General features: G+C 44.4%; 18 protein-coding genes. 11 read left to right on the top strand and 7 right to left on the bottom strand.

Annotated elements, in window-relative coordinates:
* The first annotated feature begins 16 nt into the window (after positions 1–16).
* The 4 genes from rfbF (at position 17) to K401_RS0105395 (ending at position 4179) form a co-directional block, all read left to right on the top strand.
* Positions 17–793, top strand: coding sequence for a glucose-1-phosphate cytidylyltransferase (gene rfbF, locus K401_RS0105410; protein WP_024292002.1), 777 nt, complete (start codon positions 17–19; stop codon positions 791–793).
* A 1-nt stretch (position 794) separates the two neighbouring features.
* Positions 795–1871, top strand: coding sequence for a CDP-glucose 4,6-dehydratase (rfbG, locus tag K401_RS0105405; RefSeq protein WP_156945249.1), 1077 nt, complete (start codon positions 795–797; stop codon positions 1869–1871).
* 74 nt (positions 1872–1945) lie between these two features.
* On the top strand, positions 1946–3286 hold the full coding sequence (gene rfbH / locus K401_RS0105400; protein WP_024292000.1) for a lipopolysaccharide biosynthesis protein RfbH: 1341 nt from the start codon (positions 1946–1948) through the stop codon (positions 3284–3286).
* 53 nt (positions 3287–3339) lie between these two features.
* A complete protein-coding gene (locus K401_RS0105395) occupies positions 3340–4179 on the top strand; it encodes a LicD family protein (RefSeq protein ID WP_024291999.1) in 840 nt (279 codons plus the stop codon).
* 159 nt (positions 4180–4338) lie between these two features.
* On the opposite strand, the gene K401_RS0105390 is transcribed toward K401_RS0105395, so the two are convergent.
* Entirely contained in the window at positions 4339–5862 is a 1524-nt protein-coding gene (locus K401_RS0105390; RefSeq protein ID WP_024291998.1) for a BCCT family transporter, read from the bottom strand.
* Positions 5863–6040: 178 nt separating this feature from the next.
* On the opposite strand from K401_RS0105390, the gene K401_RS0105385 reads away from it, so the two are divergent.
* Complete coding sequence (locus K401_RS0105385) at positions 6041–6631, top strand: hypothetical protein (RefSeq protein ID WP_024291997.1); 591 nt, start codon at positions 6041–6043, stop codon at positions 6629–6631.
* 97 nt (positions 6632–6728) lie between these two features.
* On the opposite strand, the gene K401_RS0105380 is transcribed toward K401_RS0105385, so the two are convergent.
* Positions 6729–7709, bottom strand: coding sequence for a zinc dependent phospholipase C family protein (locus tag K401_RS0105380; protein ID WP_024291996.1), 981 nt, complete (start codon positions 7707–7709; stop codon positions 6729–6731).
* Between the two features lie 355 nt (positions 7710–8064).
* On the opposite strand from K401_RS0105380, the gene K401_RS0105375 reads away from it, so the two are divergent.
* Positions 8065–9435: an alanine/glycine:cation symporter family protein gene (locus tag K401_RS0105375; RefSeq protein ID WP_024291995.1), complete on the top strand. Its 1371-nt coding sequence runs from the start codon at positions 8065–8067 to the stop codon at positions 9433–9435.
* A gap of 80 nt (positions 9436–9515) precedes the next feature.
* On the opposite strand, the gene K401_RS0105370 is transcribed toward K401_RS0105375, so the two are convergent.
* The 3 genes from K401_RS0105370 to K401_RS34045 all read right to left on the bottom strand — a co-directional run bounded on the left by K401_RS0105370 (position 9516) and on the right by K401_RS34045 (position 11034).
* Positions 9516–9755: a hypothetical protein gene (locus K401_RS0105370; RefSeq protein WP_024291994.1), complete on the bottom strand. Its 240-nt coding sequence runs from the start codon at positions 9753–9755 to the stop codon at positions 9516–9518.
* A gap of 131 nt (positions 9756–9886) precedes the next feature.
* Complete coding sequence (locus tag K401_RS0105365; RefSeq protein WP_024291993.1) at positions 9887–10798, bottom strand: AraC family transcriptional regulator; 912 nt, start codon at positions 10796–10798, stop codon at positions 9887–9889.
* Positions 10799–10848: 50 nt separating this feature from the next.
* Positions 10849–11034, bottom strand: a complete 186-nt coding sequence (locus tag K401_RS34045; protein ID WP_084493073.1) for a GNAT family N-acetyltransferase — start codon at positions 11032–11034, stop codon at positions 10849–10851.
* A 293-nt stretch (positions 11035–11327) separates the two neighbouring features.
* On the opposite strand from K401_RS34045, the gene K401_RS0105355 reads away from it, so the two are divergent.
* Positions 11328–11717, top strand: coding sequence for a helix-turn-helix transcriptional regulator (locus K401_RS0105355; protein WP_024291992.1), 390 nt, complete (start codon positions 11328–11330; stop codon positions 11715–11717).
* Positions 11718–11736: 19 nt separating this feature from the next.
* Positions 11737–12330: an ATP-dependent Clp protease proteolytic subunit gene (locus K401_RS0105350; RefSeq protein WP_024291991.1), complete on the top strand. Its 594-nt coding sequence runs from the start codon at positions 11737–11739 to the stop codon at positions 12328–12330.
* A 28-nt stretch (positions 12331–12358) separates the two neighbouring features.
* Here the strand turns inward: K401_RS0105350 and K401_RS0105345 are convergent, their stop codons facing one another.
* The gene (locus K401_RS0105345) at positions 12359–12853 is read right to left on the bottom strand and encodes a nucleotidyltransferase domain-containing protein (protein ID WP_024291990.1); all 495 of its coding nucleotides are present in this window, start codon (positions 12851–12853) and stop codon (positions 12359–12361) included.
* 254 nt (positions 12854–13107) lie between these two features.
* Here K401_RS0105345 and K401_RS0105340 point away from each other — a divergent pair, with 254 nt between their 5' ends.
* Complete coding sequence (locus tag K401_RS0105340; RefSeq protein ID WP_024291989.1) at positions 13108–13371, top strand: helix-turn-helix transcriptional regulator; 264 nt, start codon at positions 13108–13110, stop codon at positions 13369–13371.
* Positions 13343–13798: a peptide deformylase gene (def, locus tag K401_RS0105335; RefSeq protein ID WP_024291988.1), complete on the top strand. Its 456-nt coding sequence runs from the start codon at positions 13343–13345 to the stop codon at positions 13796–13798. The genes K401_RS0105340 and def overlap by 29 nt, the downstream gene beginning before the upstream one ends.
* Positions 13799–13989: 191 nt before the next feature.
* Here the strand turns inward: def and K401_RS0105330 are convergent, their stop codons facing one another.
* Positions 13990–14877: an AraC family transcriptional regulator gene (locus tag K401_RS0105330; RefSeq protein ID WP_024291987.1), complete on the bottom strand. Its 888-nt coding sequence runs from the start codon at positions 14875–14877 to the stop codon at positions 13990–13992.
* 213 nt (positions 14878–15090) lie between these two features.
* On the opposite strand from K401_RS0105330, the gene K401_RS0105325 reads away from it, so the two are divergent.
* On the top strand, positions 15091–16251 hold the full coding sequence (locus K401_RS0105325) for an MFS transporter (protein WP_024291986.1): 1161 nt from the start codon (positions 15091–15093) through the stop codon (positions 16249–16251).
* Positions 16252–16278: the final 27 nt, after the last annotated feature.

Genomic DNA, 16278 nt, shown 5'->3' with positions numbered 1-16278 from the left:
TTAGGAGGATAAAGCAATGAAGGTAGTATTATTAGCAGGAGGCTTTGGTACCAGAATCAGTGAGCAGAGTCATTTGAAGCCAAAGCCAATGATTGAGATCGGGGAAAAGCCTATTTTGTGGCACATTATGAAGTATTATTCCCAATATGGATTTCACGATTTTGTCATATGCCTTGGATATAAGCAGTATGTGGTAAAGGAATTTTTTGCGGATTATTTTCTTCATACATCCGATGTGACCTTTGATCTTGCCAACAATAAGATGGAGGTACATAATAATTATTCAGAACCATGGAAAGTGACCCTGGTGGATACGGGGTTAAATACCATGACCGGCGGCCGTATAAAGCGCATTCAGCCTTACATCGGGGATGAGCCCTTTATGATGACCTACGGAGACGGAGTCTGCGATGTGGATTTAAAGACTTTGTTGGAGTTTCATCAGAGCCATGGAAAGACCGCTACCATGACCACCGTTAATATTGCCCAGCTAAAGGGTGTTCTGGATATTGATGAAGGTGATGTGGTCCGTTCCTTCAGGGAAAAGGATGAGGCGGACAACAGCCTGATCAACGGGGGCTTCATGATCCTGAATCCTGAAATCTTTTCCTATTTAAAGGATGATGCCACTGTGTTTGAAAAGGAGCCATTGCAAAGTCTTGCGGCAGAGGGGCAGCTTATGAGCTTCCATCACACCGGTTTCTGGCAGTGCATGGACACCCAGCGGGAAATGAAGAAGCTGGAAGATTTGTGGCAGTCCGGACAGGCACCCTGGAAGATTTGGGAGAACTGATATGACAAATTGGACGAGTATCAAGTGGAGTGAATTTTGTGATTTTTATAAAGGGAAAAAAGTCCTGGTCACAGGGCATACCGGCTTTAAAGGAACCTGGCTCACCCAGCTCCTTGTTAAGGCCGGGGCATCGGTAACGGGATATTCTCTGACGCCCCCCACGGACCCAAACTTATTTGAAGTGGCAGGACTTTCCCGCGTTATGAATTCTATAATCGGAGATGTGCGGGACCTGGAGCATTTAAAAAAGGTGTTTTTCCAGGAGGAGCCGGAAATCGTGTTCCATCTGGCTGCCCAGCCCATTGTCAGGGACTCCTATAAGGATCCTGTTTATACCTATGAGACGAATGTTATGGGAACGGTCAACATACTGGAATGCCTGCGCCTGACCCCTTCTGTCAGATCCTTTTTAAATGTTACAACGGATAAAGTGTATGAAAATAAAGAATGGGAGTATGGATACCGGGAAACAGACCCCTTAGATGGTTATGATCCTTATTCTAACAGCAAATCCTGCTCCGAGCTGGTAACCCACAGCTATGCCAAGTCCTTTTTTTCCGACGGACGTGCGGCTGTTTCCACATCCCGTGCAGGAAATGTGATCGGAGGAGGAGATTTTGCCAATGACAGGATCATTCCCGACTGTATCAGAGCGGCAGCAGCAGGACAGGATATCATTGTAAGAAATCCTCATTCAACAAGGCCGTATCAGCATGTGCTGGAACCTTTGGCCATTTATATGACCATAGCAATGAAGCAGTATGAAGATTCAAAGTTCCAGGGATATTATAACGTAGGTCCTGATGACAGGGACTGCGTGACAACCGGGGAGCTGGCGGATTTGTTCTGTGAGGCATGGGGCCAGGGTATCAAATGGATCGACAAGTTTGAAGGAGGCCCTCATGAGGCCGGCTTTTTAAAGCTGGACTGCTCCAAGATCAAAAAGGTCTTTGGCTGGTATCCCCGGTATGGGGTGAAGGAAGCGGTGGAAAAGACCGTGGAATGGACCAAAGCCTATTTGGATGGGGCGGACATGCCGGCATTTATGGACCTTCAGATAAAAGAGTTTTTCAATTAAAATGAGTTTGAGAGGAAGCACCCTTCGGGTATCCCTTTATGCAAAAATACGAGCAGGAATGAGGAAAATAAAGAATGTTTGAGAACAAGACAGAAAAAGAGGCACGGGAGGAAATCCTTTCTCTGGTAAAGGAATATTGCGGTACTTACCACAACAAGAAAGACCCGTTTAAGGAAGGGGACCGTATTTCTTACGCTTCCCGTGTGTACGATCATCAGGAAATGGTGAACCTGGTGGACAGCTCTCTGGAGTTCTGGCTCACATCCGGGCGGTATACCGATGAATTTGAGAAAAAACTGGCGCAGTATTTGCACGTTAAGTTCTGTTCTCTTGTAAATTCCGGTTCATCGGCAAATCTGGTGGCATTTATGACCCTTACTTCACCGCTTTTAAAGGAACGCCAGATCAGGCGCGGTGATGAAGTGATCACCGTAGCGGCCGGGTTCCCCACCACGGTGACCCCTATGATCCAGTATGGGGCAGTTCCCGTATTTGTGGATGTTACCATTCCACAGTATAACATGAATGTGGAAATGCTTGAGGCGGCACGTTCTGAAAAGACAAAAGCAGTTATGATCGCCCATACCCTGGGTAATCCCTTTGATCTTTCTGCTGTTAAGGCGTTTTGCGACAGGCATCAGTTATGGCTTATTGAGGACAACTGCGATGCCCTGGGAACAACCTATACCATAAACGGAGAGGAGCGTTTCTCCGGCACCATCGGTGATATAGGGACTTCCAGCTTTTATCCGCCTCACCACATGACAATGGGAGAGGGCGGTGCGGTTTATACCAACAATCCTTTGCTGAATAAAATTATCCGTTCCCTCCGGGACTGGGGCAGGGACTGTGTCTGCCCTTCCGGACGTGACAACTTGTGCGGTCACCGGTTTGACCGCCAGTACGGGGAGCTTCCCGTGGGCTATGACCATAAATACGTTTATTCCCATTTCGGCTATAATTTAAAGGCAACTGACATGCAGGCTGCTGTAGGCTGCGCCCAGCTTGAGAAGTTTCCATCCTTTGTGGAGCGGAGACGCCATAATTTTGACCGCCTTTATAAAGGACTTGAAGATGCTGCCAATAAGCTCATCCTTCCTGAGGCATGTCCTGGCTCCAAGCCAAGCTGGTTCGGCTTTTTGATAACCTGTAAGGAGGGGGTAAACAGGAACCAGGTGGTGCAGTATGTGGAATCCAGAGGAATCCAGACAAGGATGCTGTTTGCCGGGAATTTAACAAAACATCCCTGCTTTGACCAGATGAGAGGGTCCGGGGAAGGATATAGGATCGTTGGAGAACTGACTAATACAGACCGGATCATGGAGGATACCTTCTGGGTAGGTGTATATCCGGGAATGACTGATGAAATGATCGATTTTATGGCAATGACCATTAAGGAGGCGCTGAGCCTGTAGGAAGTATAGGGTATACCTTTATGCCCAGGAAGCGTGGGCAGGAAAGAGGAAACATGAGGGAATACGATTTAACGGAGGTACATCAGGCGAATCTGGCTATTTTAAAGGAGATTGACCGTATCTGCCGGAAATACAAGATTAAATATCTTCTGGATGCAGGAACACTTTTAGGCGCAGTAAGGCACAAAGGCTTTATTCCCTGGGACGATGATGCGGATGTGGCGTTTACCCGTTCCAATTACGATGCCTTTTTAAAGGTGGTTCGCCGGGAGCTTCCGGAAGGGCTGGAGCTTCTTGAACCAAAGGATTTGAGAGGCGGAACTGGTTTTTATGACTTTACGGCCAGGATCATCTATAAAAACAGCCGGACTCATGAAGATTCGGAAGAGATGAGGTTTTATGAAGGTAAATTAAACCATCTGTATGTGGATTTATTCACCATTGATGAACTTCCTGAAGGCAAAGCAGCCTCAGCGTTTACCCGTCTTCTTCATACCGTGATCTACGGTATGGCTATGGGTCACCGTTACCGTCTGGATTTTAAGAAGTACAGCCTGGTCAATAAAATCGTTATCGGCGTACTGTCCTTTGTTGGAAAAATGATACCAATGAAAGTTTTAAGAAAGCTGCAGCACAAGGCAGCGGTCAAAGACCAGACGGGAAAGAGCGGTCTTCGGTATTACAGCAATTATCAGCCGGATTATCTTTATGTGACACTGAAAAAGGAATGGTGTGAAGAAACCGTTGATCTGGAATTTGAAGATACTATGCTGATGGCTCCAAAGGGCTGGAATGAGGTTCTAACCTGGATCTACGGGGATTATAAGAAGCTCCCGCCAGAGGAAAAGCGGGTGCCTTCCCATTCCAGCATGGAAATTAAGATATATCATTAAAATAGAGCTGCAAAGAGAGTTTAAATAAAAGATGCGCATGGAGCAGGCTAATAAAAAAGCCATTTCAATGCGCATCTTTGTTTTTATCGTTGCTTGCAGTTGTTTTTTGTATTATGTTTGCATCTTTTTATTTCTAAAGATACTATGCTGTTTGCCTTACTATTTATTGTTCAAATATTCCTTTGCATCCTTAAAGAAACTGAAAATAATTAGAAGAATGATAATTCCTATGGGAAACGCTGCAATAATGGAAACGGTTTGCAAATTGGCCATGGAATTCTCAGAAAATATGAGAGCAATGGGAAACAGCATTAAAAGCACGGACCAGAACAGCTTTACATGCTTATCCGGCTCCTCATCCTCAGGAAGCTCCTTGTAGGAATAGGAGGAAGCGACGATTGCCAGGGCATCAAAGGAGGTTGCGTAAAATGCGATCATGGTGAGTGCCAAAAGGATCAGCCCCAGCTTTGCAAAGGGCAGAGTCTCAAAAATGGCCATAATGGTCTGGTATAGGTTTCCGGTTGATGTGTAAATGCCCAGCACATCCAGCACTCCCTTGGTTTGGAGAGCAAGGCTGTAATTTCCTAATATAATAAAGGAGGTAAAGGTTCCGGAAAGTCCAAAGATATATCCTCCGAGTATGGTCTGTTTAATGGTACGTCCTTTGCTGATGGTTCCGATAAAGAAGGGGGTCGCCACACACCATACCATCCAGTAAGCCCAGTAAAAGATGGTCCAGTTCTGGGGGAAGGAAGAGGTTCGCAGGGCATCGGTCCAGGTGGACAGGCCAATAAAGTTCTGGGTCAGGTTTCCAATTGCCGTAATTCCCGTTTCAATGGTATATCTGGCTTCTCCGCCGCCGATCAGCACATAGAGGAGTAAGCCAAAGAATAAGTAGGTACAGGAAGCCGCCAGTTTTGCAACCCCTTTCATCCCATAGTAAACCGTGACCGTGTAAACGATACAGATGATGACCAGGATTGCAATGGTCAGCAGCCTGGATTCCGGAAGTCCGGTTACCCTGCTGACAGCCATGGAAAGGAGGGGAGTTGCCAGAGAAAAGGTGGTTGCAGTACCGGCCAATAAGGCAAATACTGCGACTAAGTCAATGAGCTTTCCCCAAAATCCGTCTACATGGCGTCCTAAAAGCGGGCGGCAGGCTTCCGAGTATTTTTGTTTTGTCCGTTTTTTTACATGAAGCATGAAGCCGAACGCCGCTGCCAGTATCATATAGAAGCTCCAGGGAATAGGGCCCCAGTGAAACAGCGGGTAGGTGGAGGCCCAATCCTGCATGGTGCCCAGATCTGTAATATGGGGCTCCCCTGCATAGAGAATCCATTCGCAAAGGGAATAGAACAGGATGTCAGCAGCCAGACCGGCGGTAAACATCATGGTACCCCATTTGAAGTTTGAATACTGGGGCTTTTCTAAGTTTCCCAGCTTGATGGAACCATATTTGGAAAACGCAATATACAGGGAGCACAGAAAGGTAAAAAGCCCGATAATAAGATAGTAGCTTCCCAGTTCATCCCCCAAGAATGCACGGATAGCAGCCAGAGTATTTGCAGACCCACCGGGACTTATAGTAAAAACAAGGCATAAAAGGATGATGATTATAAAAGGAATCAGGGTTGTTATCCAGTCCAGCTTTTTTAACAAAGCTTTTTTCTCATTGTGGTCCATGTATGTAACCTCCTAAAGTGTTCAAAAAGATAAGTTTGATACCAATATTGAACATAATACCATGGATACCCAGAAAATGCAAGAATTAAATGTGAAGATTTTCTGACATTTTGCATAAACCACTACAAAAAAGAGAGCACATCAGATATAATGTTAGATGTTCAATAAGGAGGAGATTATGATGAAGAACAAAGCTCTAATGATATGCGCAATGTCGGTGATGTTGCTGACCGGCTGTACGAAAAGCAATATTCTTGCTTCTGGAGGTCCGGCGGAGCCTGTTTTTGAAACTCAGCAAGGGATTGTTCTGGATTGGACTCAGATTGGAAATGATATGGACGAGGAATTTGTGGACAACGAAAATTATCCTATGGCGCTAAGTGTCAATTACAGCGTGGACCAGGAGAAGAAAAGCATTGATTTGACTTTGATTGTAAAAGAAGGAACCACTCCCGAAGAGGCAGTCACTTTTGCCGATGCGGCGGTTCGGTTCTTAAATGATGAAGCGGCTATGCAGGATTTTTCCTTTGAAAAATCAAGCGATACCTCTTACGGCGGATTTTTCAAGGATTATGATCTGCGTCTTATCGTAATGCCGGACTACACGATGAAGGAAGAAAAGTACTGGCTGGTGGATATGGACATCCCTAAGGGATCTGATGAAAAAATTGTTCCAAAGGAAGGTGCAGTTATCATGGAGCCTGCCACTGAGGATCAAGAGGCAGATGAAGAGACTGAAGAAACCGAAGAGCCGGAGTCAGACCAATAGTTTGCAGAGAGCGGAAAAAAGAAACATGGATGAGGACGTGGTATGAAAACCGGGCCTCAGCCATGTTTTTTATTTATGCTTGTTCTCATGTATACGGTTATGGGTCAACTGACAGACCGCTGTGGTAGGAATAATTGCCAAGCTCTTTTAAAAGCTTATTGTGGTCCAGGCTTTTTAGGGGGACCGTTGAGGTCAGTTCTTCGTTCAGAAGATAGAACACGTCACTGCATTTGGCCATGGACTGGTGGAAGAGTTCCGGAAAGGAGGCCTGGGAGGCAAGGCGGCGGTTCCAGGGATTACACCAGGTTTCATGGTTTAAATTCATGGTGACAACAGGATCCGGCGGAATGTCTGTAACCAGCTTCCGGGAAGCAAGGGGCGTGCGCAGAAAAAGAGATTCCATGAATTCAATGCTGTTTTTCTTGCGGCTGGAGGGATCTGCAAGGGTCCGGCAGCCTAAACGCATCGCCAGAATGGACCGGGATACCATCTTGGAGGTTACCCGGAAGTTATTTCGGTAGTTTAACGGGTAGTAGGCTTCGTTGATGCATACTGACAAAAAGCTGGAGATGAACTGCATCTCCTGGCCGTTTAAGCAGATGGTGGCGGCCTGGTTAAATTGAGATGGCTTTTTCCTTTTGTATTTCATTAATAGCAGTGCATCAATATCATTTTCCAGCATGGCATGTAGCCCGTGATGATAGTTGCCGGAGTTTTTTACGTCATATTCGATCCTGCCGTACACGTAAGGGTGGCAGATGGAGTCGCCGATGTAATGGCAGAAGTAGCCGCTCATATAGGAAATGGCCTGCTCTCTTTGCTGCTTGGACTCGATTTGGGATAAATGGTTTAGGCAGGAAACAAAAAAATCGTGTACATGGTTTTCATGCATATAGGAGCCTACGTTGCGGTAATCCCTGTGACGAAGAATGGGTATATTGTAAAAAAACATATCCGGTCCCTGAAGGCCTAGCTGATATAGCCAGCGGTATTTGGAGATTATACGCTTTAAAGGGGTGTTGGGCATGTCATTAAAAACTTTGACTCCCAGCAGATAGTGAGTGGTAAAACCGGGCATATTGTTCACCTCGTATTTTTTGGGGGGTGCAGTGCAGCTCGTGGATACTTATTGTAGCACGCGAGTCCGCAGTGCAGCTCGCGAATCCGCAGTGCAGCTCGTGAATCCGCAGTGCAACTCGCGAATCCTGCGGATTCGTTCGCTCACGGGCATTCGCCCTATGAATTAGAACGCAAAAAAATTTTCTTACGTGCGGGCACGACGAAAATTTTTTTGTGTTCTAATTCGCACTGCTCATTGCTTATATGAAGATTATACCACAGTCAATTTTATTTTGTATAAAAATGATTGGAAATTTTCATACTGGGCGGTTGGGACGAATATGTGTTAAGGAGAGCGTTCAGGAGCTGATCTTATGATACATCGTGTACATGAACTGGTATGGGGGCCGTGGCTTTTGGTTTTGTTTTTGGGGACCGGGATCTTTTTTACGGTAAAAACCAGATTTTTTCAGATCAGAAAATTCCCTTTTTGGTGGAAAAAGACCATTGGAAGTATACAGGAGGATGAGGCGGAAGATAAGGGGGAAGTGACGAAATTCCAGACAGCCTGTACGGCTCTGGCAGCTACTATTGGGACCGGGAATATTGCAGGTGTGGCTACCGCACTGACGGCCGGCGGGCCTGGAGCCATATTCTGGATGTGGGTTTCTGCCGCAATCGGCATGATGACAGGTTATGCGGAGACCATGCTGGGGATCCGTTACCGTTACAAGGACCGAAACGGCGCCTGGATATGCGGGCCAATGGTTTATTTGGAACGGGGGCTTAAGCTTCCTGTGCTTGGCATGATATACAGCTTTCTCTGTATCATGGTTTCTCTTGGAATGGGGAGCATGGTACAGTCCAATTCCATTGCGGAAACTCTTGAATACTCCTTTGGCCTTCCGCCGGTTCCCATCGGGATTTTGCTTACGGGAATCGTGTTATTGGTGATTCTGGGGGGGATTTCAAGGATTGCTTTTGTTTCCGAAAGACTGATTCCCATTTCAGCCGGAGCCTATATGCTGTTTTCCATGGTTGTGATCATGTCCTGCTACGATCAGATTCCATACATATTTCAATGTATTCTCCAGGATGCCTTCCGCCCGGTATCCGTCTTTTCCGGGGCAGCAGGCTATCAAATCAGCAAAAGCCTGCAATACGGCGTATCAAGGGGAGTATTTTCCAATGAGGCAGGGCTTGGAAGTATGGCAGTCCTTCACGGCGCGGCAGAGGATACGACTCCGGAACAGCAGGGAATGTGGGCCATGTTTGAAGTGTTTTTTGACACCATTTTGATCTGTACCATGACAGCCTTTGTGATCCTGTGCATGACGGAAGGGGATGCCGCGGGTTCCGGCTATGACGGGGCGGCTTTGACAGCATTTTGCTTTTCAAAACGCTTAGGCACCTTGGGAGAATATGTGGTATCAGGCGCCATGCTGATTTTTGCCTTTGCAACCATCATTGCATGGTACTATCTGGGGCGCCAGGCTGCCGTATATTTAGCGGAAAGCCTAAAAAAACGCGGATCCTTCTATGTCTTACAGCGCATTTTAAGAGGAAAGGTTTATACCCTGCTTTATCTGGGGGCCGTATTCCTTGGGTGCCTGGCAAAGCTGGAGACTGTATGGGAATTTTCCGATATCTGGAATGGGCTGATGGCCCTTCCCAATATCATTGCCCTGTTCTTCCTGATGAAGGAGGTAACGGTTCCTGGAAATACAGAAAGACAGGCACTGTAAAACATCTGCCTGTAAATGGGGAGGGGGTCTGACCAAAAACGGTCAGACCCCCTTATGATGAAATACTTGCAAGCAAATTGTCAGCAATCTCCAGTGTAGTATGAGATAATGCTCATGTAATCCTTTGGAGACGGAATATCCAGTGACAGACAAAGGCAATTTTTATTTTCCCTGTACTTATGCAGCAGCTCGTTCTGGATTCCATACTGTTTGTTGATATTTTCTTTTCTCCCGTCCGGGTACAGCAAATTGACCGCGTCACTGCACGAATTTACTGTCTGTAAAAAGTTATCCATATTCAAGACATTCAGTTTTACCATTACAACTCCTCCATTGTAAAAAACAGTGGTCATATGGTGACAGCAATGAATTTAAAAAAAAGATTGCCCTATCACCCTTACAGGTATCATTATAGTGCAATCTCACTTGAATAAATATATTATTTCTGCCGTTATATATCATTATTCTGCCATCTGCGGCGGTATTCCAGGGGCGTGGTGCCAATGTACTCCCGAAAGACCTTTCCAAAGTAGCTGCTGCTTCCCAATCCGCATGCATGGCTTATATACGTAATCGTTTCCCTGGTGTTTGCCAGCATTTGACAGGCCATTTGTAAACGGTAGGTTTTCATATATTCCACCGGCGTCATGTGCAGGCAGTCATGGAATATCCGGAAGCACTCCCGTTCGCTGGAAAAAGCGGAGGCGGCAATCTCTGGAATTGAGATCTTTTCTCCATAATGCTCATGGATAAAGACCATCATTGATTTTATTTTATCATTTGTTTTGCCGGAATCTCCCTTTTCCTTTAACAGGGGGCGGGACACGGCGAGAAGCTGAATCCAGATGTCAGATAATGTCTCCCGCAATTTTATTTCGTATCCAAAATCATTCTCAGAAAGATGAAAAGATTCATGAATGGTATCTAAAATTTTTCCCTGTACCGGGTCACTAGGATATAGTGCGATGATTTCAATCTGAGGGGCTGCGGTGATTGGAGTAACGTATTTTTGCTCGATGCGGCTTCCCTGCTGCCCGGCTATGAAAGAAGGGTCAAAAAGATGAAGGAGCTGAATGTTTTTTTCTGATTCCGCCTGAGGCCTTGCCATGTGAAGCACATTGGAATTGACCATTCCGCCGGAACCTGCGGGAAATATTACCGTTCCTTTTGGCGTACAATATTCCATTTTCCCGCTTTCCATGTAGAACAGTTCCACGGGTTTATGCCAATGCCACGGAACAAAACGTCCCATGAATTGATCCAATTGGGAGCAGGAGGCAATGTATGGAAAATCAGGTGTAAAATCAGGCAACAATTCTTCTTTGCTCCCTGTGTGGAATTCTATTCTATGAACGTTCTTCAATGATGTTTCCTCCTCCCGTTTATTGAAACAAATGACATTATGAATGGTTTTTACAAAGTTTTAGTAAAATAATATCGTTTTCCTGTTACAGGATATTCTTCTAATGTAAACACATTTTTGTACCCCTGCTTTTCATAGAAGACAGACGCCTGAAAACTGAACGTATCCAGAAATACATACTGACATCCTCGTTCTTTTGCCGTTTCTTCTGCCTGTTTTAAAAGCTTACTGCCAATTTGGCTAAATTATAGCTCAATAAGCCCTGGTAAATGGTTTCCTTATCTTCTTCTTCTTTAATTTTGCCGGTTATTTCAAGGTTCATAAAATTGCTTCTCCTTATTGGCTCAGGGTTTCCGTTTGCAGTTATCATACCATACGCATGGACACAATACCACAGTTCATGTCAGGAGTGGATTGAAAGGTTCTGTGTATATGGTGAAAAAAACCGGCAAATTTAAGCAAAGATTATCAAGAATTAATTCTCTGGAGAGTATATAATGATAATATATTTTGGGAAAGGAGCAGGTATATGGATTATCATTCAAAAGTGCGGGATTCACTTAACTATATTGAGGAGAATTTAAACAGCAAGATCGATCTTGACGATCTTGCAAAAAAGGCTTATCTGTCAAAATATCACTATCATAGAATTTTTCACAAACTATCAGGGGAATCCGTTTCCAGATATATAACCAGAAGGCGGATGGAAAAAGCCGCGGAAGAGCTTATCCGGACAGAAAAGCCGATCATTGATATTGCTCTGGAATATCAGTATGCTTCTCAGGAATCCTTTTCAAGGGCTTTTTTTAAGATTTATGGGCTGACGCCGGGGAAATACCGGAGAAGGCATGGCATCAATACAGATGATGTGATCAGTCTCAGCAGCCGCTTTAATAAAATCACAAATATGGCCGCATAAACGGCCCATGGAGGTCAATATGAACAATCTTATCCCCATGGTAATTGAACAGACAACCCACGGAGAGCGTTCTTATGATATTTTTTCCAAACTGTTAAATGACCGTATTGTCATGCTTAACGGCTCGGTGACAAATGACACGGCAAGCCTGATCATAGCGCAGATGCTGTTTTTGGAATCTGCTGACTGCAATAAGGATATTAACTTTTATATCAACAGTCCCGGCGGTTCCGTAACGGATGGGCTCGCCATCATGGATACCATGAACTACATCAAGTGTGATGTTTCCACCATCAGCATAGGCCAGTCGGGAAGTGCGGCCTCATTGCTTCTGGCATCAGGGAAAAAGGGCAAACGCTTTGCGCTGAAAAACAGTGAAGTGCTGATCCACCAGCCGTCAATATCCGGCGGCCTGCAGGGACAGGCTACGGATATCAGAATCCACAGTGAGTGGCTTGAAAAAACAAAAGGAAAGCTTAATGAGATATACTGCAGGCTTACAGGCCAGCCGCTGGAAAAGATCCAGGAGGATATGGAACGGGATTATTATATGACGGCTGAGCAGGCAAAGGAATATGGCTTAATAGACGAAATTTTATTATTCCGAAAATAATACCTGAAAATGAATGAAGTCAGCCCGCTTACACAAGGCCGGATAGGGAATCCGTGAGCGGGCTTTTGTCATCAATCATCTTTACTTTTTCGACTCGTCCCATCAATTCATAGTAATTACGCCATTCCTCCAGTGACTGCAAAGGAACTGTAATTCCATGGACCTCCGTGTGATCATGGATATTTTCTTTTTTTAAAGGGAAATAGTATTCCTTATCTTTGCTGACAATGATAAAACCAGCCATTGCATCAACATCAACACCGTCAACATTGAATTCCAGGAAGCATTTTGTTTTATAGCCGGTATTAGGAGCAGGCGGCTGAAGATTTCCCAAAGATAATAAAACACCTTTTAATGTTTCCTCATCTTCCTCGGCAACCATGATGTCTATGTCGTGAAATTCCCTTGTGATCCCTTTGAAATATAACAGCACAGAGGCTCCGACGGCCCATGTGACATTTTTCTGATTCAGTTCTTTTGCAATACGTGACAGTACAGTCAACTTCTTTTCTATAGTTTCCATTCCTTTACCTCGTTAAATTTTTGTTATTTCCGGCAAGCTGCATTCAAATGTTTGACTAAAGTTTACCACATGTGCTGTTAAAAAGCCATTTGATTCATGTGAATGGCGAAAATGGGCTGTGAATGAGATATGCCTCTGACCTTATGCAGGAAATGACCGGAAGGCATAACAGAATATGTCAGGTAAACTTGACATATTCTTTCAAATATCATATACTGGTTGTAAGGTTAACATTACATTCAGAAAGGGGAATTATGAAAAACCGCATAAAGGAATTACGTGAGAAGCTTGGCATTACCCAGGAGCAATTAGGACAGCTTGTGGGCACTTCCCGCCAGGCTATAAATGCATTGGAAACAGAAAAAAATGAACCTTCTATCTGGCTGGCTTATGACATCGCACAGGTATTTCATGAGCCGATTGAGCGTGTTTTTTTATTTGAAGAAAGTGAAAGGAAATCTCGTGCAGATTTAAGTAGAGGTATAAAAAATGGCGTTGAGAGAGATCAGAACCTTTGATGACAGCATTTTAAGGAAAAAGAGCAAACCAGTGGAACAGGTCAATGACCGGATACGGACGATTCTTGATGACATGGTCGAAACGTTACATAATACTCCCAATGGCGGGGCATTAGCTGCCAATCAGATAGGAATATTGAGAAGATTAGTTGTTATTGACCTTGGAGATGGTGTAAGAAAGCTTATTAACCCGGAGGTCTTATCCGCACAAGGGGAACAATTTGAGCCGGAGGCCTGTTTAAGCTTTCCCGGCTGGTGGGGGAAGGTCCGCCGTCCCCAATCTGTTGTTGTAAAAGCTTTGGATGAGAATGGCTGTGAAGTTGAAATACATGCTTCTGATTTTCTGGCAAAATGCCTTTGCCATGAAATAGACCACCTGGATGGAATCGTATTTATTGATAAGGCAGAAGAATTGAACGAAGATTGATTTTTATTTATTCTAGCTGTTATGGCGTCAGATGGGTGAATATGAAAATACAATGAAGGTGCGGTTCCTGGATGCGGAACCGCACCTTCTCTGTATTAGTGTGAAACCGGGAAACTAAAAAACACCCGGGTTTATTGCGGATTGACCGGAAAACTATATGGCTGCTGTAAATTTATTGTTCTTATAACGGATCATATGATCTGCTGCCTGCGGTATTCCAACGGTGTCACATGATAATGGCTTTTGAATTTACGGTTGAAATTGGACAGATTGTGAAATCCGCTTTCAAAAGCAATATCTGAAATAGATAACCCGGTTGCCCTTAAAAGGCTTGCTGCTACTTTAAGGCGGTGCTGGATTATATATTCCGCGCAGGTAATTCCCACAGTCTGTTTGAAAAAGCTCATGAAATGGGTTTTGCTGAAATAGCATAAATCTGCCAATTCACAGACAGAAATGGATTTCTGATAATTCTCCTGAATATATTTTACTGCTTTTTTTACCTTATCAACGTGTGCAGGAATGGGAACCGCAGTATCCGGATTTGTAAAGCACTGATGCTGAAATAACAGATAAAAAAGATGGTGTAATTTTTCCTTTAGGGCCATTTCAAAATACATATCTTTATTTTTTACACAAAGAAAGATCTGGCTGATGCAATCAGAGAAATCCGGATATAAGGGATGATCCTGGCTCATATGGGAAAGAGGGCGAAGAAAACCGCTGTATATGGGATGAAGATAAGCCAGGCTGTATTGGTCCATAAGAGAATATCCCAGCATGTCCAGATGAAAAACCAAGGTATCGGAAATATGGGTGATGCCAGGCAAAGGCTGGACAGAATGCAGTGTGTTAGGAGCCACAAAGATGAAATCCCCTTTTTGGGATTGAAAGGTTTCCTCTCCGATTTTATAAATGGCGCTCCCTTCTAAAACTAGAGTTATTTCAGCTTCCACATGCCAGTGAAGCAATACGTCAGGCAAAACCGTCGGCATGATACAGTGGTAATGGGCATAGGGTGAAAGGATGGTTCCATGGTTTACATCCTGTTTTTGAGATGACAGCAAATAGGGTTCCAAAACAAATCCCTCCCGGATTTAAATGAGACTACAATAAGAACATCATAGGATAATATCAGATTTTAGTAGTATTATATAGGAAAATACTTATATACCATGTTATAATATCAAAACATCAAATGAAATGCAAACCATTATTACACCATTTTGCCGCCCTTTTATCCTCACTTGCTCTGCAAGTTCAGATAAACTATATTGCAGGAGGAACCATACATGCTATCTATATTACTTGTCATTATCTACATATCCTTTATCAGCCTTGGATTACCGGATTCGCTTCTTGGATCTGCATGGCCTACCATGTACCGGCAGCTTCAGGTTCCTCTGTCCTATGCGGGTATTATTTCTACGATTATAATAGGAGGCACTGTTATTTCAAGCTTAAACAGCGACCGGCTTATTAAAAAATTCGGTACAGGCAAAGTGACTGCCGTCAGTGTGGGAATGACTGCCGCAGCCTTGTGGGGATTTTCCGTTTCTCCCTCTTTTCCGGCCCTGTGCCTGTGGGCGGTTCCTTATGGATTGGGAGCCGGCTCCGTGGATGCAGCCTTGAATAATTTTGTGGCTCTTCATTACAAGGCCAGGCATATGAGCTGGCTTCATTGCTTTTGGGGTGTCGGGGCAACCCTTGGTCCTTACATTATGGGGCATTTCCTGACCGGGGGCATGTCCTGGTCCATGGGATACCGTTCTGTTTCTATTATTCAAATGGTATTGACTGCAATGCTGGTATTTTCACTTCCTCTTTGGAGGAAAAGCCGTCAGGAAACTGAGGAAGAAACCGGGGATAAGCCGAATTTAACCATAAAAGAATTGCTTAAGCTTAAAGGAGCAAAGCCTATCCTTGCTGCTTTCTTTTGCTATTGCGCCTTGGAATCCACCACTGGGCTGTGGAGCAGCAGCTATATGGTAATGGAAAAAGGAATTTCACCGGACACAGCGGCAAAATGGGCTTCTTTATTTTTCTTTGGCATCACTTCTGGAAGGTTTTTAAATGGTTTTGCTGCCATGAAATTATCCAATAAAGAAATGATCCGCATAGGACAGGGAATTATGATCCTGGGCATCCTGGCGGTATTGCTGGTTCAGGGAAACATATTTCTGTGTGCAGGATTCATTTTGATCGGAATAGGCTGTGCCCCTGTATATCCCTGCCTGCTTCATGAGACCCCGGAGAATTTTGGCAAAGAATTATCACAGGCTATTATGGGCATTCAGATGGCGTGTGCTTACGTGGGAGCCGCCCTTATGCCTCTTTTGATGGGAGTTATAGCAGAATACGTGACGATCCGGCTATACCCCTTCTACCTGATGATATTTGCTGTAGTTATGATCATATTGGTTGAACGGGTTAACCGGATTAAGAATAAATAGATAGAAAGGCATTTTATAAATATACTG

Origin of the sequence: Lacrimispora indolis DSM 755 (assembly GCF_000526995.1) — a bacterium.
In the GTDB taxonomy this organism is placed as follows: Bacteria; Bacillota; Clostridia; order Lachnospirales; family Lachnospiraceae; genus Lacrimispora; species Lacrimispora indolis.
This window is presented reverse-complemented; position numbering and strand designations above follow the sequence as displayed.